The sequence below is a fragment of the Priestia megaterium genome (assembly GCF_023824195.1).
Taxonomy (GTDB): Bacteria; Bacillota; Bacilli; order Bacillales; family Bacillaceae_H; genus Priestia; species Priestia megaterium_D.
On record NZ_CP085442.1, the window covers coordinates 2,773,257 to 2,790,893 of the forward strand.

Sequence of the window (17,637 nt, forward strand, 5' to 3'; positions counted from 1 at the left end):
TTAATGAAACACCAACAAAATGGCCTTCTCTGCCCGCTATCTTTGCATTCCTTCATTTCGCTCAAATGCTATAACTCATTGATTATTACTGTTAAAACCTTCTTCATATCTTTTCATTTTCATCATTTGTTCTTTATCTTTTTCATCCGCTAATTCTCTACTTAAATATTTGTACTCAAAATACTCAATTCGATCTGAAGGTCCAAATTGTGAGTCATTCCAGTTTACATAACTAAAATGCACCTCTAATTTTGTTTCATCATTTACTATCATTGTAACTGAATACCAAGGTTCTTGTTGATTCTCAATAAATACTTTTTGTAATTGAACCGTTAAATTAAATAATTCATGAAGAGAATGATTGTACGCTTTTTTTTCAACTTGATATGTTCGAGGTATCAAATGTGAATATTGATATTCGTTTTCTTCTCCTACAGTTGTATAAAAGAAGTATACTCCACCTTCTCCGTCTTTCACTTCACCATTGAAGTAAAAACCGCTCCATTCAACAGGAATCATATCGCTTACCTTTTGAGCAATTTTACGATAAAGTGTATGAAGTTCGTTTTCAAAAGACATATTATTCCCCCTGCTTCATTTAAAATTTCACGTATAACAATACGTTTTATAGTCTATCATGAAGGAAGTAAGTCTCACTGACTGCCAGCTGCACATCGATTCCATTTTCACTGACTCTTTTTATTCAGTATCATCATTAGACATTAAGCTATCCACTTCTTCCCGATCTTTTGCAACGTCTTCTATCGTTTTGATTGAATTTTTTACCATTTTAAGTGTAATCTCTTCTTCATCTTCATAAATTTTGATACTTGCTCCCATTAGAAGTAATTCCTCAGCAGACGCTACTAAAAGTTCCAATTCTTCTGCATCATAATAATCACATTCAATCACAGGGTTTCTCATACTGATATTTTGTTTTATGTCGCTTATAAATTTAAATGTTTTTTGTCTTAACAAAGGAATATATTTATTAACATTTGAGTCATTAAGAACTACTAAACTAATGGTGTGCATATGTGCTATTCCCTCCACTCAGTAATCAAAAGATCCATGGTCACTTGCTGATGTAGTATTTATACATTACTTAATAAAACAACTGAATTCGAAAGCACTATTAATAGATAGTTAGCTATCAAATTACAGACTTTCTATTAACATTAAAAGGATCTACATTACTTTCTTCTAACAACTCTTCAAATTTTTCCGCTCCGTATTTTTAAAAAAAATCATATTCAGCCTGAGAAATAAAGAAACCTAACAAGACTTTCCCCTTTTGTTTTTTGCTCTCAGTATGTAGCTCATGATATTCTTCGGGAAAAGCAAACGGTTCAGTAAAATAAACTGCATTTTTATTGTACTTTTGGTAAAATGACTGTTCAATACTTTCAATACCACTAACTGCTGTTCCACGCCCTATTTCTATTTCATTACCTAGACAATAAAATAACACATTAGCAAGGATATATCCTGTGCTATTGAATGCTCCTTCAACTACCATTGAAATTTCCATATTATCTCTTAAAACTTCTTCATATTTACTTAATCCTAATGTATTAAAAACTAAACATTCTTCAAAGACATTTTCATATTTTAAAATTTGTATACTGGGAAGCTCTTCATTATTTCTATAAAGTTCTCGGTCTATTGGCTCACCTAAATATTTACTATAATGATCGTAATAAAGTTCTCCGTAGTTAATCATTTTTTGACCTCTCCTCTATATTTCGTATTTATGTCTGTTGCTACTCAAGCTAGGTTCTCTAGTTGATTACAAATTAAGACTTTGAAATTTATATATCCTTAGACAAAAGAAAGCACTTAATACTCATATAGAATATCAAATGCTTTCTATATCTACGTTCTATTAACTTATTCAAATCCTATAACCATCCATTCATCTACTACATCCCAAAAGTTTAAGTTATACTCTGGCTCTTCTTTTGAAGACCACAAAGTAGCATTGTCATCGAGACTGTTTTTGTAGTCAACTACTACATAAGTTCCCATTCCATTACTGAAAAATCCATATGAAGATGCGAAGTCAATTTTCAAATTATGTTCTCCAATTTCATCAACAATTTCCCATTCATAATCGTCTAAATACGTAATATCTTCTAAGGACTCTAACCCCATTGACTTACTTGGATAGTAATAAAATCCATTATGAACATTTTCATAAAAGCTTCTAATTTTATCTGGAATTTTACTCCAGTCTTCTTCAAGCTGTTCGTTGTTAAAGTACTCTTTAGGATTTCGACCTTCATAATATAAAATTTTTCCTCTCGCATTTTTCACCGAATATAATATAGAATACCTATCACCAATAGCCATTAATTCAACATCCACCAAAAATTCCTTCAAAAAAGATATGGTGTTGCTCATTTCATTACTTACAAATCTTTTCCATATGTTTAATATCTTACTTATCTTACTAGATTTATCGTTCTCTTTAAAAATTTCTCTCCATTCATTAAGAATTAAATCCTTTTGGATATGATCAATGTCATTAGGTTCTATTAAGCTTACAGATAGTTTCTTACTTAATGTATACTTATTTAAGAAATCTAATTTATCTTGAAGCATCATTCCTACCAACTCCCTATTCTTTTAAAAATCCAGCTATTAAACCCTGTATTTTCACTTGCAATTCTTTTTCATCAACCCTATTATGGTACACTCACTAGGAGTTCTCGATTCTCAAACAAATTTACCCCTTTACATATTAGCTGATGTAGAGTGAAAAATCTGGAACACATGTAGCCAATCAAATATTTGTTAAAATACTTTCACTTTGTTTTTACTGCTTCCTTCATTTGTTCTACTAATTTATATAGCCACTGTAGAGGAGTTAATTCAGTAGCTGAAAAATAAATTTCTGCACTCTTTTGAATAAGATTTTCTTTCTCTTGTTTGGTTAAGTTACTATTCAAAAGTTCTTCACAATCTCTTATTGTAGACAACAGACATTCTTTACTGACTTCGTTTATAAACTCTTTTAATGCTTGTTCAGGAGAACTGATGTCTTGATGAAATGTCCCTCCTAAAAAACCTTCCACTTCCTCTATGTAATCATAACTTTCATCCATAAACCTTCCACTTCTTTCCATTTAACTCGTGTGCAGCTAAACCATCACCTGGTGCTAAAGAGCTTTTGTCTCCTTGCTTAACGTTTTCTATACCTTTAGAAACAGCCGACATTTTCTCAAACTGCAGAAGACTTGCTCTGCACTGCTCGTCACTAACTTTGCTTCCAGACATCTTTCGTCCGATCCATTATAAAAAACACACTGATTTTTCACAAAAAAGTGTGTTTACTTATAACCTTAATAGTTATTTAAATAGGATTATTTGGATACTCTTTTAAATATTGATCTATTAAACTTTTAGTTTTTTCATCCGTTGGTGCTTCATCTAAATATTTGTACTTCCAAATCTTTTTCTGTGCTACAAATCCGTAATCTGTATTAAACCAATCTGTATAATCGAATGATACAGAGAACTTCCCTGTTTGGTCCAACATTAGCGTAAAAGAATACCATAGTTCTTGGTTATTTTCTTTAAAGATTTCTCTAAGCTGTTCACTAAGATCAAAAAGCTTATCTTCTTCATTATTAAATTCTAGTTCCGATAGGTTAAAGTGTTCCGGTATATCTAGACTATAGTTGTAACTATGATCTCTAATGGATTTATAAAAAAAGTAAGTTCGTCCTCCAGATTCATCAATCTGCGCATAAAAATAAAATTTCTCCCATTCTTCTGGAATCATATTATTAACTGTTTCTGCTATTTCTTGATAAAGGTTCTGTAATTTATCTTCCATACTCATATTTACCCTCCAGATTGATTTCTAATTGTTCTTCTAATTTTGGGTTCACCTTCAATTTGATACTCTATTCTAAATTTAATAGGGCGTATTGAATCCCCTTGATAAGAGGGAAATATTTTTACCGATACTTTTTTAGGAGGGACTTCCTTCAAAGCATTTGCCCAATCTTTCTCCATACTAAACCAGACTCCACCAGAACGATTGTTATCTATTTTACCTGCACTAAGTTGTTCCTCAACATATCACGTCCATTCATGTATTTTCCTAAGCCATTTTGAACAACAAAACCATAGAGGACTTTTTTGGTTTCAATAGATTGAGTTAATTTGTTTCACAATCTCACACTTATAAAAAATGCAAGCACCATCCGTATCTTTTCACACAGATACTTGAACTTTTATCATCCCATGATTTTTAACAAAGCAAAAGATCTTGAAAGGAATATTACCCATCAAGATCTTTTATCATTTCATTTTTTCCATTGATACTTATGACTGTAAAGCTAATTTCAAGTTTATTCTTTTTCATTCATCTTCTGCTTTAAATATTCAGCAATTTCGGTCTGCCCGAACTCCCTAGCATATTCGTAGGCATTCATATTCTTAATATTTTCCCCAGTATATCTAACTGAAATATCTATTCCTTTTTCAACTAAACATTCAACTACTTCTTTATGCCCGCCATAAATTGCTCCAAATAGTGGATTTCTCTTAGCTAAACTCACATCTAATTCTGCGCCTTCCGCTATTAAATATTTCACTATTTCCAAATGTCCTTCTCCCGCAGCTACCCTCAGAGGAGCAGCATCAAATATATCACCTTTTGTATTAATATTAATTCCTTTATGTAGCAAATATTTCACTATTTCAAGTTTCCCTTTTTTAGCTGCAACATGTAACCACGTCCCAAACGGTGTTATTGAATGTAAAGATTGCGGATTGTCATCTATTAAATGTGTTACCTGATTAATATCACCGAGCTTGATAGCATTTCTTATGACTTTATTTAAACTTTTTTCATCCATAACGTTACCTCCCATATTCAACTATCTTGTACTAGCTATATCTCCTAAATCTTTAAGGGCTTCAACAATATCATCAAAGTCTCCGTCCATTTCTTCAACAGCCCTTAATCTATGAACAACAATTTCTAAGGCGTCAATACTATGTTGTCCTACCACAGCATTCGGTGCCCAGACAAGATTTTCTTGCCCAATTATCGGATCAATTCCATATTTTCTTAATATTTCTTGCCCTTCTTGCACAAGCTCTTTTTGCTTTTGACCAAGACCTTTCTTAAATAAAATATGATGAGCATGTGGATTTATCATAGCCTCAGGTGGGCCACCTATTAACCCTGTGAGATATTTTCCAAAATCAATTTTTAAGAGTACTTCATTATATTCTTTTGTAATGCCTAGTTCAGACATCTTTTCATTAATTTCTGAAAGTTCCTCTACATTAAACCTATTATTTTGAATAGCATTTTTAAGCTGATTCATTTTATCCTTATTGACCCTACCTGATGTAGTTATATCATTAAGATATTCGCTCACTGGCTTATCTTTAACAGAAACCTTACCAATCATATGCATCGTCTGCTGCTTCACATTCTGCAAGGTCTCCCTCACCGTCTGCTGGGCAAGTGCCGGACCGGCCGGCACAAGGTCTGGAAGCAGTCTTGGCATGCTGCTATCTAGGATGTTGTTATACGTTTTATGTAGCGACTGCGTCCAAGAGGCTGGCGCGTTTTTGACGCTTTGGTAGGCTTGTTTTGTGACGTTGGCAACGGCGCTTGTGCGAAGCGTGTTGCGCATGTTGTTGAGCTTTTCGGTTCCTTTGGTCACAAGGCTTTGTCCCATTTTCCCCGCTACTTTCGTAGAAAGCGCCCCAGCTCCAGCAATTCCTAATGCTTGCAGAAGACTTGCTTTACGCTGCTCTTCACTGATTTTATTCCCGAACATATCGCGTCCGGTCATGTATTCTCCTAGCCCGTTTGCAGCCACAAGACCGTAGAGGCCTTTTTCGGTTTGCTCCAGGACTTTGAAGGATTTGGCGGATTTGTAGGCGTCTAAGGCGTGATCCGCTGCGCTTAGGCCTTTAGCCGTTTTGTAGATTGCTTTTCCGCCTTTTGCGGCTCTTCCTACCCAGCCGACGACCGGAATGAAGCCGGCTGCTGCCATGGCTCCTGCTGCGACGCGCTGTGAGGTAGAAAGTTTTTCACCCGTAACAGGGTCAACGCCTTCTGCTGCTCGTTTATAATCATAATATCCGCTGACCTCTCCTGTAAAGGTAGAAACCGCGTCCCACGTTTTTTCATACCACGGTTTGTTTGCTTCTTCTTCTTGCTTTTTTTCCAGCTCGTATACTTCTTCTTGCTGCTTGTTGTAGTCAACATACGAAGTCGCATAGTCGTTTAGCTTTGTTTGAACTTTATACAGCTCGCTGTCGTGATACGCTTTTTCGTTAAAAGCAAGCTGATAGGCGCTTCCTCCTTGACTCGTAGCAAGCTCTAAGCCGCTCACTAGCGTATTTACTACCGTATAGAAGTCGTCCATTTCGCTGTATTCTTTTGACCATTCAGCATCAAGCTGGTTCACCGCTTCAATTGTATCGGTGCGTTTTTTCTCTGCTTCTTCTATTTTATCGTTAAACTCACTCGTTGAAAACGCTGAAATAGAGACAATATCATCGATGCCGTTTAAAATACTTTGCAGATCTTCGTGCTGCTGAGCAACCATTTCTTTAGCGTTGCTGTTGACGTTTTTTAACTCTGTTTCTAAAAACGATTCATTTACAACCGTGCTTCCGGCTAGCTTTGCTTTTTCAGCTTTGACGTGAAGCGCTGAAAAATAGCTTTTTTGCATTTTAATTAAGTTTTCCCACTGTCCGGCCGTATCGGCGTGCTGCTTGTAAAAAGATTTTATATTGTCAGCGCCTTTTCCTTCTAAGCTGCCTTCTAAGTCCGCTACGCCCTGCAGTGCTTTTTTCAGTTCACCCAGCTGGCTCAGTAACTCATCGTAGGCATTTTCCCTGTCTTTTGCTACGTCAAACAGCGCTTTTGCATCGTATACCTTTTCCACAGTCATCCCCCCTTGCTGCTACGAATGGATAATAGATTCGTCTTGTTCTTTTAACAAGTCTACATTGGATTTTGTATCTTTTACGTTTTTGTTTAGCGCTTTTATATAAGTAGAAACAAGCGTTTGAATTTCTTCTTCGCGCGCTTCCCATTTCTTTGTAGTATCAAGGCTGTTTTTTCCGAGGTCAGGCATTTTATCGATAGATAAATTTCCAATCGCTGTGCTGACTGCTTCAAGCTTTTTGATAACGTCAGCGTGATCAAGCTTAATTGTCATGAAAACAGCCCCCTTCTAATAGCACTGATTCTGCTTTCTACTTCTTCGTAGGCTTCTTCACCTTTAGCTAACAGAGAATCAGCTTCTCCAATAGCCGCGTTCAAGCCGCTAAAAAATCCTTTTTCGGCTTCTAACAGTCCAATCTTTGTTTCAATTTCACGGATATATCCATCATAATCACCGTTTAAAATGCTTTTTATGTTGTCGTAGGCTGCCGTACGTTTTTCTTCAAAATCATCCGATAACGTACCCGTCCACTTTTCTCCTAGCTCAGGCTTTTTGATGTGTTCGATTTCAGTTAATGAAGTAGCCTGTTCATGCTCAATTTTACTTTTGGCCGTTTTTAGCTTAGAAATCTTTCCTTCTACATCTGAAACTTTTCCAGATACTTCACCCAGCAATCCATCTAATACGCTTCCTAAACCCATATCGTTCCTCCTGTTCCGCACATTTCGAGTTTAATCCAATAATTATAAGTATAAAATTTGTCTCATTATAGCTAAATAGGAAAAAACTCTCTTTTTTATACTTCTAGTTTCATGAATTGAGATAAAAATAAAAAATCAACGAAAAAAGACTCATGTCTAAATACGTTATCCAACAATATACCGTTATCTAAAACAAAGAATAAGTAGAATAAAACCATTTCTTTGTACCCATACCCGTTTTCTGCCATAAATTAAAGATTTTTGCGTAAAAAGACTGATCTACGTTTCACTTTTTTACACAGCAAAAAACCTCTGCACATTCTGCAGAGGTTTTGTTTTATACTTGAACCGGCGTCGGTTCTTCAGCTGTTTGTTCGTGCTGCACAAGTCCGTAGTTTTCCCACGCTCGGCTTTTCCAGCGGAAAAACATAATAACTGCGCGCGTCCATTCATCGGCTGCAATGGCAAGCCAAATGCCAGCGAGCCCCATGTCTAAATGAAAAACGAAGAAATAGCCAAGCGGCAAGCTCATCATGACCATCGACATCGCGCCAATTAATACCGGATACTTAGCATCTCCCGCTGCCCGCAGCGAGTTAATCAGCACAATGTTCATCGTTCTTCCCGTTTCAAGCACAATACTCAGAAGCAGCACCGTCGCCCCAAGCTCAATGATATGCGGGTTATCTGTGAACACGCTAATTAGCTGTGTTCTAAATGTCATCACAAGAACAACCATCATCATCGTTACGGCACTGGCCCACTTGACGCTTTTCCATACGCGATGGTACGCCTCATCTTTTTCATTTCCGCCTACTAAGCGGCCGACAATAATCGCTGTGCCCATTCCGATTGCAATGGCAAATAAGTAAATGAACATCGAAATATTCATCGCGTACTGTCTAGCAGCGAGTGATTCTGCTCCTAGGTACGTGGCATAATATAAAAAGACAATTTGACAGCCTTGATACATGACCTGTTCAAAAGCCGACGGAATACCGATTTTTAAAATTTTACTGATATATTCTTTTGAAAGCGTAATGTAGTATTGAAATTTCACTCTATATTCCATCACTTGATACAGCAGCCAAAAGAACACAATCAGCGCCACGAATCGGCTGAACGCAGATGAAATCGCTGCTCCTTGCACGCCCATTTCCGGAAAGCCGAACTTCCCGAAGATTAAAGCATAGTTTCCTGCAATATGAAAAATGTTCATTCCAAGTGATACAAACATCGCCTGCTTCGTAAAGCCGTGTACGCGAATAATCGCTGCAAGAGAGTTAATAATCGCTTGAAGAAAAATAGCTCCTCCGACGATGGATAAATAGCTTTGTGCATACATCAGCACGTCACCTTGCAAATTCATCGCTTCCATCATATGTCTTGAAAACAAAAGAAAACCCGCGCTAATGACTAGCCCGACTCCTAAATTTAACGTAACGGCCAAAGCAGAAATCTTTGACGCTTCCATATAACGTTTTGATCCTAAATACTGAGACACAACAATTGCGGCCCCGTTACCAATAACCTCTAACACTAAAATCGCAATGTGAAGGTATTGATTGGCTGCTCCGACTCCCGATACGGCATCATCCGACAGCGCACTTAGCATAAAGGTATCAGCAATCCCCATCAACATAAAAAGAAACACTTCTAAAAAGATCGGCCACGTTAAGAAAAACAAATTTAGCTTTTCTTTTGGCCCTTTTTTTGTTTCGACCGCGGTCATCCCATCACCTTCTTTACCGATATCCAATTTCAAACAAGAAGTATCTTACCACACATTTCCTTTGTATACATCCCCTTTTTAGCACATTTTTTATTTTATTTGTTTAGGCATAAAAAAAGCCGTTTCCTTGAAGGAAGCAGCTTTTTTCCGTTATTAAATTGAAATTTTCACTTCTGCGTTCATACCTGGAAGAACTTTATCTGATGCATCATCAATTGAAATTTTCACCGGTACTTTTTGCGTTACTTTTGTGTAGTTTCCTGTGTTTTGAGCCGGAAGCATAGAAGACACTGAGTTTGTTGCGCGGCCGATTGCTTCAACATGACCTTTAAAGACTTTACCTGAATCTCCGTCCACTGTAATGTCGACGCTGTCTCCTTCTTCAATATCACCTAGGTCTGTTTCTTTAATGTTTGCCGTGATATAGATTTTAGATAAATCAGCTGTTTGTGCTAATACATCGCCAGCTTTTACTAATTGATTTTGAGAAGCATTGTTTTTAATGATTGTTCCGTCAATCATAGACGTCACGTCTGTTGATTTTTCGCCTTCTTTTAAGCTTCCAACAGAATCACCTTGAGAAACGCTGTCTCCTTCTTTTACATTCCATTCGCTTAACTGACCGTTAGCTGAAGCAATAACCTGTGAAAGCGGTGCTTCTACCTGCGCTTCATCGGTTTTAACATAATTTGCTTTTTCGTAGAAATAATATCCACCAAAACCTACTAGTAATAAAATCACAATGATTCCAACAATGTTAGTAACCAATAAACGACTTTTACTCATCGGAATTCCTTCTTTCTATAGTTAGTATATTATACAGATGTTTCTTCTGTTTGAGGCGCCGGCAGCATTTTTCTTTCTTCTTGCGGCTCAGCTTTTTCTTGCACCTCTTCTTTTTGAACAAGAATTCTATTTTGACCGCTCCACGCTTTACTTAGTGAAGCAATGAGCATGATTACGCCTAAAATACCAAGCATGAAAAATAAGTTGTGATACGCATGTAAAATCGACGCTTTTTTAGCGCTTGCTACAACAGCTGTCACAGCCGATGTTTTTGCGTCCGCTTGGCTCATTCCCATACCCATATAGCGTTTGATCATTTCAGACAGCTGCAGCTTCACCTGAGGATCTACTGAGCTAATTTGACCTCGAAAATCTTCATAATAAATCGCGTTTTGTCGAACAACAAACCATCCTATTACAGGTGCTATAATGGCTCCTAGTAAATTTCGAATGGAGTGCAGTGAAATCGAACGCATCGAAGCTTGATGTAAATCTCCGGCTAGTGCCGCTCCTAGCGCACCAGATACCAGTGCCATACTAACACCCATACCAAAGAGCATAATGTAAACATATAAACTTACTAGTGATGTATCGGCTGATACGTTCACCCAGCTAAATCCTACAACGACAATGAGAAGTGATCCAATCGCTCCAAGGTAACCTGGACCAAACTTGTCATACAAGAATGTCGTGGCAAATGCTGAAATCAGTACCCCAACAAAAAAGTATAAATAAAAATAAGAAAGCGTGGTGTACGATGCATTTTGCACATTTTGCATGACGCCATTAATGCCTGCAATCGCTAAGATGTATGCCATATGACCGCCAATTGCCATAATTGTACCTGCAACTGGTTTTACGGCTAGCAGCGATTTTAATGGTACTAACGGATTTTCAGCTGCTAAATCAACTAAGACAAAAATGACAACTAATCCTGCTGCAGCTAGTAAGAAAGGCCACACTTGAATAGAAGCGAATCCTTCGTATCTTAGTTCATACAGTGGATACACTAATAAAATCATAATAAGACTAAGAATAAAGATACTTTTCTTATCTACTGGACGCTCTTCTTGCTGACTCGGATCGTGAGCAGGCAATACCTTATAACCAATAAATAGACATATAAGAGAAGCTATTATTCCTAAAACAAAAACCCAGCGCCAATTATCCATGCTAAGAGATACAGCACCTAAAAAGGCTCCAATCGCCGTTGAACCGAACAGTCCGCCGATCGCTAACACTAAAAAGAAGTTTCGAATTTTATTCGGAAACGAGATCAGCGCAGCTGGAATAATGGTTAAAAACAGCATTCCTGAGCTTAAACCTTGAATGAGACGACCAAGGGATAAAAACGCAACGTTTTCAGAAAAAACGTTGATAATCGAACCTGCTAAAAAGACTAAAACGAACGTTAAGTATGCTTTACGCACGCCATATTTTTTCGTGAGCATCGGACCAATAGGTACCCCAAGTCCAAATGCCAAGTTAGAAATAATAGATGGCAATAGTAAGCTTTGTGTACTCGCATCAAATCGATTTTGAATTAATACTTGATTGACCGTGTAGGATAAATTCAAAAAATACTGAGGGCCAATCGAAAATAGCGTTAAAATCGCCATAATTAAGTATTTAGGTACGCTTAAACCTTGTTTGTCGGAGGCTACTGCTGGATTATTCTGACTCATATTTATTCCTCCTTTTATTAAATTCTTTTTATAAGACTAACAATTCCTTACATATTTTATTGTACAAGTTGTATAATGCAAGTTATAGCAGCACTACATATTATACATCTTTTAATGAAGAAATCAACTTCTTTGTTTCAACTTAAAAAGACTATTTTTCAATAGCCTTCTTGTCCATCTATATGTATTCGCTTTAACATCCATTACTGCGCCATTTTTTAAAATCGTGATTCAAGCGGGATAAGCTTTTTTCCAGTGCTAAAATCTCTTCTTCCGACCAGTCTTCCAATACTTCAGCATAGGCTTGTTTACGCTTGTTTTGTACATGCTGCAAAATATCTTTTCCTGAATCCGTCATTTCAATTAAACTAATCCGCCCATTTTCTGGACTTGGAAAGCGGCGAACAAACTGTTTAGTCTCAAGGGCAGATACTTGCCGGCTAGCTGTAGATAAGCTCAGCTTTAAATTTTCAGCTAATGCATTAATCCCGAGCGGACTGCGCTGATCTAGCTCGCTTAACAGTAAATATTCGGACCGATCCAAGCTTCCAAGCTTAGGACTGTGCGTCGTTGTTAGACGAACAAGCAGCGCAATTTCGTGCTCAATGGTTTGCAGCGAGTCTCGCTTCACTTCTATCTCCCCCTTTATCTCATAGAACATTCTGTAATTTTCGATATGTTTACTATACCGCAACCGTTCGCGTGAACCAACCTTTTTTCCGTTTTTCTTCTATTATATAGAAAGAAATCATAGATGGGGTACATTTAATTCTAGCATCACAGGACAGTGGTCGCTTCCCATTACATGCGGATGAATAGCAGCTTCTTGAATAACGTCTTTAATTCTCTCTGATATGATAAAATAATCAATGCGCCACCCAATATTTCGTTCTCGCACTTTGTTCATATACGACCACCATGTATAAGCGCCTTCTCGATCCGGATATAGATAACGAAATGTATCAAGAAATCCGCTAGCAAGAAGCGTCGTCATTTTCCCTCGCTCTTCTATTGTAAAACCAGAATTGCCTCGGTTTGACTTTGGGTTGCGCAAATCAATCTCTGCGTGTGCTACGTTTAAGTCTCCGCATAAAATCACCGCTTTACGACTATTTAATTTTTTCAAGTACACAAGCAGATCATCTTCCCATTGAAGCCTTTCTTCAAGTCTCGCTAAATCTCTTTTAGAATTTGGCGTATACACATTTACTACATAGCATTGTTCAAACTCGAGTGTAATGATACGCCCTTCGTCTTCTGATTCTTTATCCACACCGTATGAAACCGATAAAGGCTTTTGCTTTGTAAAAACAGCCGTTCCGGAATAGCCTTTTTTCACGGCGTAATTCCAGTACTGATAATATCCTTCTAGCTGCAAATCGATCTGCCCCTCTTGCAGCTTCGTCTCTTGAATACAAAATACATCCGCATTCACTTCTTGAAAATAATCTAAAAATCCTTTTCGCACACATGCGCGAATGCCATTTACGTTCCACGAAATCAACTTCATAAACTCTTCACGTTCTCCTCACTCGATTTATGTATCAGTGTTTAGTGTAGACAATTTCTTGCATGAGTTCAAATAATTTAAAGCGTATACTTTTCTTTTCAAGGTATTCCTAATATTTCTTCTTATTTTATTTTCTGTACCTCAAACACTAGATATAAGAGGTGAAAAGCAATGTCAATAAACAATCGATATGACAATACCGAAGAAGTTTCTGCTGTTTCTAAAAAAGAAGAACATCCTGCTAAACAATGTGAAACACAAGATCAAACGGCGCTTACTAAAGAAGATTTTTCTTTAAATGATTCTGCTATTAAGCACTTCAGCAGGTAATCCATAAAAATAAAAACCCGTTAACTGGTAGCAAGACTTGCTGTCCCAAGCTCTTGCTATCCATTTCTTAAAAATAAGGTGGTCGTATGCTAAAAACCATTCAAATGATAGAAGCCATTAAAAAACATTCTATGCCTTTTGCTGATGTCGATGACTTACTGCCGCTTATTAACACAGCAAGCCGCGCTCAATACGTACTTCTCGGCGAAGCATCTCACGGCACATCTGAATTTTACGAAATTCGAGCAGCTATTACGAAAGAATTAATTCAGCATCATGATTTTTCCTTTATAGCAGTGGAAGGAGACTGGCCTTCGTGTTTTGAAGTTAATCGCTATATTAAAGGATATACAACTCAATACGCGAATGCCGAAGATGTCTTAAAATCTTTTAGCCGCTGGCCTTCATGGATGTGGGCCAATCAAGAAATAAAAGAATTGATTGAATGGCTTCGTGATTATAACAACAACTTGCCAGCACATCAGCCAAAAGTAGGTTTTTACGGCTTAGATGTATACAGCCTGTGGGAATCGATGGAAGCTATTATTGAGTACTTAGAAAACAACCACGCTTCTGATGCAAAGAAAGCGAAAAAAGCCTTTGAATGCTTTGAACCTTTTCATCGTGAAGCACAGATGTACGGAATTTCTTCTGCTCTTTACGGAAAAAACTGCATGGTAGAAATCTTAGAGCTTTTACAAACCATTCAGCAAAAGAAAGATACCTATACTCATGAGCCTGAGGCTGCGCTTAGTATGCAGGTAAATATGCTGGTAGCAAGCAATGCTGAAGCTTATTATCATACGATGATTACCAATGACAATGAATCGTGGAATATTCGCGATCGTCATATGGTAGAAGCTTTAAAATATATTCAATCTTACTACAAAGATAGCGCCAAAGGAATTGTATGGGAGCATAACACTCACATCGGAGATGCAAGAGCAACGGACATGAAAAGCAGCGGCATGGTGAATGTAGGTCAGCTTACCCGTGAAGAATACGGACAGAAGCATGTTTACGCCGTCGGATTCGGAACTCATCACGGCACGGTCATTGCTTCTGATAGCTGGGATAATCCTCAGCAGGAATTAACCGTTCCTCCAGCTATGGAAGGAAGCTGGGAAGATACCATTCACCGAGCAGGTGCTTTTGATCAATACCTCATGTTCACAGAAGAAAACCGAATATTTTTTCATTCAACGATAGGCCACCGCGCCATTGGTGTTGTATATGACCCAGAGATTGAACAATACGGAAATTATGTTCCTTCTCGCTTGTCAAAACGATATGATGCTTTTATTTACGTAGAAAAAACACACGCCTTATCGCCACTCATCTTTTAATTAAATAAGCGGACTTCCAACGAAGTCCGCTTATTTTTATTGCAAAAAGCTACGAATCGTATCGGTCACCAGTGCATGGTCTTCTTCTTGTGACATGCCTGATACGGTGATGCTTCCAATTACGCCAACGTTTTTAACCGAAATCGGAAATGACCCGCCTACCGCTTCGAATTCCTGAGGGTTAGCTGCATAAAACTGCGCGTAAGAACGATCTTTTAACTCGCAGTACAGCTTCATATAATACGAGCTGTGATGGTGGCGAAGAACGGTATTTGATTTTCGTTTAATCCATTCTTCATGGTCGGGAATGGCCCCTTCCATCGCATGTTGAAAGAGAGTTTGACCATTTCGTTTAATATTTACTGTAACGGCTTTCCCCTTACTTTTTGCTTCATTAATAATTGCTGTTCCTATCTGCAAAGCTTGGTCATTTGTAAATTGATGAAAGATTAGTTCTTTTTCCTGCTGAACTACTTTTTCAAGTAGTTTCTCTACCGAATGATTACTCACTGTTTCTCGCTCCTTAGTTAAAATAAACCGCTCGTTTTTCTTGGCTGCTTTCAAATGCCGCTTCGATAACTTTAACTACGTCACGAGCTTCTTCTGCTGAAACCGGAAGCTCTTCTCCTCGAAGCAGGCTGTCGGCTATTTTTTGATAATACGTCACATAAGAACCGTGCAGCGTTTGAATTTCTTCCGTTTCGCCTTCGCCTGTTGTCAGCTTCCCGTAGTGCTCAGGGCTGTCAGCTCCCCACGTATCATCCACAGGCTTCTTGCCGGCTCTTAGCATATCTTCTTGGCCGTCAATGCCGTATTTAATATAGCTTGCTTTTGTTCCGTGAACTTGAAAGCGCGGCCCGTTGCTTGGCACAATGGCACTTGAATGTAAAATAACGCGAAGAGAACCGTATCCAAGCACTACGTGGAAGTAATCATCCGCACGTGCATGATCTCGCTGACCAAACACATCAGCTTGAACAAATTCAGGCATTCCAAAAAGGTGTAAGGCCTGGTCAATTAAATGAGATCCTAAATCGTAAAGCGCTCCTGAACCAGGTCCTTCATTCTCTCTCCAGCGGTCTCGAACAGCTGGACGATAGCGGTCAAAATGAGCTTCATACATTTTAACGTCGCCTAATTTTCTTTCTTCAATCAGCTGCTTCACTGTCAAATAATCGTTATCCCATCTGCGGTTATGATAGACGCTTAGTTGCACATCTTGTTCTTTTGCTAATTGAATTAATTCATTTGCTTCTTTTTCCGATACGACCATCGGCTTTTCAATAATTACATGCTTGCCTGCACGCAGTGCGTCTTTCACCATTTCATAATGCATGCCGCTAGGCGTTGTAATAATAACTAAGTCAATGCTGTCATCTTCTAGAAGTTCAGATAGAGTGCTCACTACTTCAACATCTTCTAAGTCACTCTTTACTTTTTCAGGATTTGAACTCATTACTTTTGAAATATGAAATTCGTCTAACACGCTTAAAAGCGGCGTGTGAAAGACCGTTGCTGAAAATCCGTATCCTACTAATCCTACTTTTATTTTCTTCATTGTGTTTCCTCTCCTTTATCAAAATCTGTTACGATAAGCCGCACTTGATTTTGTTCTATTTTTTCTTTTACATCTGCTTCTGGCGCTTTATTCGTAATCAGGATATCAATGTCGCTCATATCACATACTCGGTGTAAGAATTCACGTTCAAACTTTGTATGATCCGCAAGCATAATAACTTGTCTTGCGCATTGAATCATCTGTCTTTTTAAAAACGCTTCTTCTTCACTTGGAGATGTAATACCATCTGCACCAACGCCGCACGTACCTAAAAACAGCTGATCTACTTTGTATTCCTGCAACGTAGAAATCGTTCTTGGCCCGGTGACGTTACGGTTTTTCCCGTTAAACTTGCCCGGCAGCAAAAACGTATCACTTGTCGTATATTGATCCAGCAAATCCACATTATCAATGGAATTCGTAATAACGGTTACATGCTTTACATCCATATACTTTGCCATCAGTGCGATGGTAGAAGACGTATCTAAAAGCACGTCATACCCCTCCGACATTAACGAAGCTGCTTCTTTAGCAATTTGTTCTTTGGCTTTGGTAGGCGTTCGCTCACTGTAATCAATGATATGACTTGACGATAGCGTCGCTCCGCCTTTAACTCTCATAACCTCACCGTTTTCTTCAAGCTTGACTAAATCACGTCTCGCCGTATCTTTTGAAACGGTAAACATATCGCACATTTCGTCTAACGTAATTGTACGGTGTGTATGAAGGTATTCAACAATCGCACTCATGCGCTGTTCTTGATACATTGAAATACCCTCCTTTTTTACTTTAATATGAGCTAATTGTAGCGCAAAGAAAAACTAAAAACCACTAAAAAAACTTAAAATGATTAATTTTTTTAAGTTTTTAACTTAAATTATAAAAGATTATTTAAACAAATTCGAAAAAAAGCATAAAAGTGTACAAACGCTTTTTGGAAATAACTATCTTATTTTGGATAATACTTCTTTTATATCTGATACCCTTTCATGCTTTTCACTAATCTCTTCTAAGCGATTCGGACTTCCAGCAAACGTATATGCAAAAAAAAAGCGGG

22 protein-coding genes are annotated in these 17,637 nt (G+C 37.8%); 2 read left to right on the plus strand and 20 right to left on the minus strand.

The features are described 5' to 3' along the window. Positions 1-75 precede the first annotated feature (75 nt). From LIS78_RS14065 to LIS78_RS14145, 17 genes are all read right to left on the minus strand, one after another. Positions 76-579, minus strand: a complete 504-nt coding sequence (locus LIS78_RS14065) for an immunity protein YezG family protein (RefSeq protein ID WP_252283836.1) — start codon at positions 577-579, stop codon at positions 76-78. Positions 580-699: 120 nt separating this feature from the next. Beyond that, entirely contained in the window at positions 700-1,035 is a 336-nt protein-coding gene (locus LIS78_RS14070) for a hypothetical protein (RefSeq protein ID WP_252283837.1), read from the minus strand. A gap of 202 nt (positions 1,036-1,237) precedes the next feature. Next, a complete protein-coding gene (locus LIS78_RS14075) occupies positions 1,238-1,723 on the minus strand; it encodes a suppressor of fused domain protein (protein ID WP_252283838.1) in 486 nt (161 codons plus the stop codon). Positions 1,724-1,890: 167 nt separating this feature from the next. Further along, complete coding sequence (locus tag LIS78_RS14080) at positions 1,891-2,607, minus strand: SMI1/KNR4 family protein (RefSeq protein WP_252283839.1); 717 nt, start codon at positions 2,605-2,607, stop codon at positions 1,891-1,893. Between the two features lie 200 nt (positions 2,608-2,807). Then, positions 2,808-3,107, minus strand: a complete 300-nt coding sequence (locus LIS78_RS14085) for a contact-dependent growth inhibition system immunity protein (protein ID WP_209149874.1) — start codon at positions 3,105-3,107, stop codon at positions 2,808-2,810. Beyond that, positions 3,100-3,279 carry a hypothetical protein gene (locus LIS78_RS14090; RefSeq protein WP_252283840.1) on the minus strand — a complete coding sequence of 60 codons (180 nt, stop codon included), beginning with the start codon at positions 3,277-3,279 and terminating at the stop codon, positions 3,100-3,102. Before LIS78_RS14090 ends, LIS78_RS14085 begins: the two co-directional genes overlap by 8 nt. A gap of 76 nt (positions 3,280-3,355) precedes the next feature. After that, entirely contained in the window at positions 3,356-3,841 is a 486-nt protein-coding gene (locus LIS78_RS14095) for an antitoxin YezG family protein (protein WP_209151743.1), read from the minus strand. Positions 3,842-3,849: 8 nt separating this feature from the next. Beyond that, a complete protein-coding gene (locus LIS78_RS14100; RefSeq protein WP_280640320.1) occupies positions 3,850-4,059 on the minus strand; it encodes a DNA/RNA non-specific endonuclease in 210 nt (69 codons plus the stop codon). 302 nt (positions 4,060-4,361) lie between these two features. Beyond that, the gene (locus LIS78_RS14105; RefSeq protein WP_209149876.1) at positions 4,362-4,871 is read right to left on the minus strand and encodes an ankyrin repeat domain-containing protein; all 510 of its coding nucleotides are present in this window, start codon (positions 4,869-4,871) and stop codon (positions 4,362-4,364) included. Between the two features lie 21 nt (positions 4,872-4,892). After that, positions 4,893-6,929: a T7SS effector LXG polymorphic toxin gene (locus tag LIS78_RS14110; RefSeq protein WP_245210584.1), complete on the minus strand. Its 2,037-nt coding sequence runs from the start codon at positions 6,927-6,929 to the stop codon at positions 4,893-4,895. 18 nt (positions 6,930-6,947) lie between these two features. Then, a complete protein-coding gene (locus LIS78_RS14115) occupies positions 6,948-7,205 on the minus strand; it encodes a YwqI/YxiC family protein (RefSeq protein ID WP_209149877.1) in 258 nt (85 codons plus the stop codon). Continuing rightward, complete coding sequence (locus LIS78_RS14120) at positions 7,202-7,633, minus strand: YwqH-like family protein (RefSeq protein WP_209149878.1); 432 nt, start codon at positions 7,631-7,633, stop codon at positions 7,202-7,204. Before LIS78_RS14120 ends, LIS78_RS14115 begins: the two co-directional genes overlap by 4 nt. A 337-nt stretch (positions 7,634-7,970) precedes the next feature. Continuing rightward, on the minus strand, positions 7,971-9,365 hold the full coding sequence (locus LIS78_RS14125) for an MATE family efflux transporter (protein ID WP_209149879.1): 1,395 nt from the start codon (positions 9,363-9,365) through the stop codon (positions 7,971-7,973). A gap of 153 nt (positions 9,366-9,518) precedes the next feature. After that, positions 9,519-10,151, minus strand: a complete 633-nt coding sequence (locus tag LIS78_RS14130; protein ID WP_209149880.1) for an HlyD family secretion protein — start codon at positions 10,149-10,151, stop codon at positions 9,519-9,521. 29 nt (positions 10,152-10,180) lie between these two features. Beyond that, positions 10,181-11,836 (minus strand): MFS transporter, encoded by a 1,656-nt coding sequence (locus LIS78_RS14135; RefSeq protein ID WP_209149881.1) that lies wholly within the window; start codon positions 11,834-11,836, stop codon positions 10,181-10,183. 193 nt (positions 11,837-12,029) lie between these two features. Further along, positions 12,030-12,467 (minus strand): MarR family winged helix-turn-helix transcriptional regulator, encoded by a 438-nt coding sequence (locus LIS78_RS14140; RefSeq protein WP_057236015.1) that lies wholly within the window; start codon positions 12,465-12,467, stop codon positions 12,030-12,032. Positions 12,468-12,584: 117 nt separating this feature from the next. Next, positions 12,585-13,346, minus strand: a complete 762-nt coding sequence (locus LIS78_RS14145) for an exodeoxyribonuclease III (RefSeq protein WP_252283841.1) — start codon at positions 13,344-13,346, stop codon at positions 12,585-12,587. Positions 13,347-13,517: 171 nt separating this feature from the next. On the opposite strand from LIS78_RS14145, the gene LIS78_RS14150 reads away from it, so the two are divergent. Both LIS78_RS14150 and LIS78_RS14155 read left to right on the plus strand, forming a co-directional pair. Continuing rightward, positions 13,518-13,676, plus strand: a complete 159-nt coding sequence (locus LIS78_RS14150; RefSeq protein WP_209149883.1) for a hypothetical protein — start codon at positions 13,518-13,520, stop codon at positions 13,674-13,676. An 86-nt stretch (positions 13,677-13,762) separates the two neighbouring features. Further along, positions 13,763-15,022, plus strand: coding sequence for an erythromycin esterase family protein (locus tag LIS78_RS14155; protein ID WP_209149884.1), 1,260 nt, complete (start codon positions 13,763-13,765; stop codon positions 15,020-15,022). 36 nt (positions 15,023-15,058) lie between these two features. Here the strand turns inward: LIS78_RS14155 and LIS78_RS14160 are convergent, their stop codons facing one another. From LIS78_RS14160 to LIS78_RS14170, 3 genes are read right to left on the minus strand one after another with little or no spacing between them, the layout of a single operon-like run. After that, entirely contained in the window at positions 15,059-15,532 is a 474-nt protein-coding gene (locus LIS78_RS14160; RefSeq protein WP_209149885.1) for a heme-degrading domain-containing protein, read from the minus strand. 13 nt (positions 15,533-15,545) lie between these two features. After that, entirely contained in the window at positions 15,546-16,580 is a 1,035-nt protein-coding gene (locus LIS78_RS14165; protein ID WP_252283842.1) for an oxidoreductase, read from the minus strand. After that, a complete protein-coding gene (locus tag LIS78_RS14170) occupies positions 16,577-17,347 on the minus strand; it encodes a DeoR/GlpR family DNA-binding transcription regulator (protein ID WP_252283843.1) in 771 nt (256 codons plus the stop codon). Before LIS78_RS14170 ends, LIS78_RS14165 begins: the two co-directional genes overlap by 4 nt. Positions 17,348-17,637: the final 290 nt, after the last annotated feature.

Excerpts from the sequence above, each read along its gene's own strand:
- LIS78_RS14065 (WP_252283836.1), bottom strand. The coding sequence starts at position 579 with ATGTCTTTTGAAAACGAACTTCATACACTTTATCGTAAAATTGCTCAA.
- LIS78_RS14075 (WP_252283838.1), bottom strand. The coding sequence starts at position 1,723 with ATGATTAACTACGGAGAACTTTATTACGATCATTATAGTAAATATTTA.
- LIS78_RS14070 (WP_252283837.1), bottom strand. The coding sequence starts at position 1,035 with ATGCACACCATTAGTTTAGTAGTTCTTAATGACTCAAATGTTAATAAA.
- LIS78_RS14095 (WP_209151743.1), bottom strand. The coding sequence starts at position 3,841 with ATGGAAGATAAATTACAGAACCTTTATCAAGAAATAGCAGAAACAGTT.
- LIS78_RS14155 (WP_209149884.1), top strand. The coding sequence starts at position 13,763 with ATGCTAAAAACCATTCAAATGATAGAAGCCATTAAAAAACATTCTATG.
- LIS78_RS14135 (WP_209149881.1), bottom strand. The coding sequence starts at position 11,836 with ATGAGTCAGAATAATCCAGCAGTAGCCTCCGACAAACAAGGTTTAAGC.
- LIS78_RS14125 (WP_209149879.1), bottom strand. The coding sequence starts at position 9,365 with ATGACCGCGGTCGAAACAAAAAAAGGGCCAAAAGAAAAGCTAAATTTG.
- LIS78_RS14085 (WP_209149874.1), bottom strand. The coding sequence starts at position 3,107 with ATGGATGAAAGTTATGATTACATAGAGGAAGTGGAAGGTTTTTTAGGA.
- LIS78_RS14115 (WP_209149877.1), bottom strand. The coding sequence starts at position 7,205 with ATGACAATTAAGCTTGATCACGCTGACGTTATCAAAAAGCTTGAAGCA.
- LIS78_RS14105 (WP_209149876.1), bottom strand. The coding sequence starts at position 4,871 with ATGGATGAAAAAAGTTTAAATAAAGTCATAAGAAATGCTATCAAGCTC.
- LIS78_RS14080 (WP_252283839.1), bottom strand. The coding sequence starts at position 2,607 with ATGATGCTTCAAGATAAATTAGATTTCTTAAATAAGTATACATTAAGT.
- LIS78_RS14090 (WP_252283840.1), bottom strand. The coding sequence starts at position 3,279 with ATGTCTGGAAGCAAAGTTAGTGACGAGCAGTGCAGAGCAAGTCTTCTG.
- LIS78_RS14145 (WP_252283841.1), bottom strand. The coding sequence starts at position 13,346 with ATGAAGTTGATTTCGTGGAACGTAAATGGCATTCGCGCATGTGTGCGA.
- LIS78_RS14120 (WP_209149878.1), bottom strand. The coding sequence starts at position 7,633 with ATGGGTTTAGGAAGCGTATTAGATGGATTGCTGGGTGAAGTATCTGGA.
- LIS78_RS14130 (WP_209149880.1), bottom strand. The coding sequence starts at position 10,151 with ATGAGTAAAAGTCGTTTATTGGTTACTAACATTGTTGGAATCATTGTG.
- LIS78_RS14165 (WP_252283842.1), bottom strand. The coding sequence starts at position 16,580 with ATGAAGAAAATAAAAGTAGGATTAGTAGGATACGGATTTTCAGCAACG.
- LIS78_RS14150 (WP_209149883.1), top strand. The coding sequence starts at position 13,518 with ATGTCAATAAACAATCGATATGACAATACCGAAGAAGTTTCTGCTGTT.
- LIS78_RS14170 (WP_252283843.1), bottom strand. The coding sequence starts at position 17,347 with ATGTATCAAGAACAGCGCATGAGTGCGATTGTTGAATACCTTCATACA.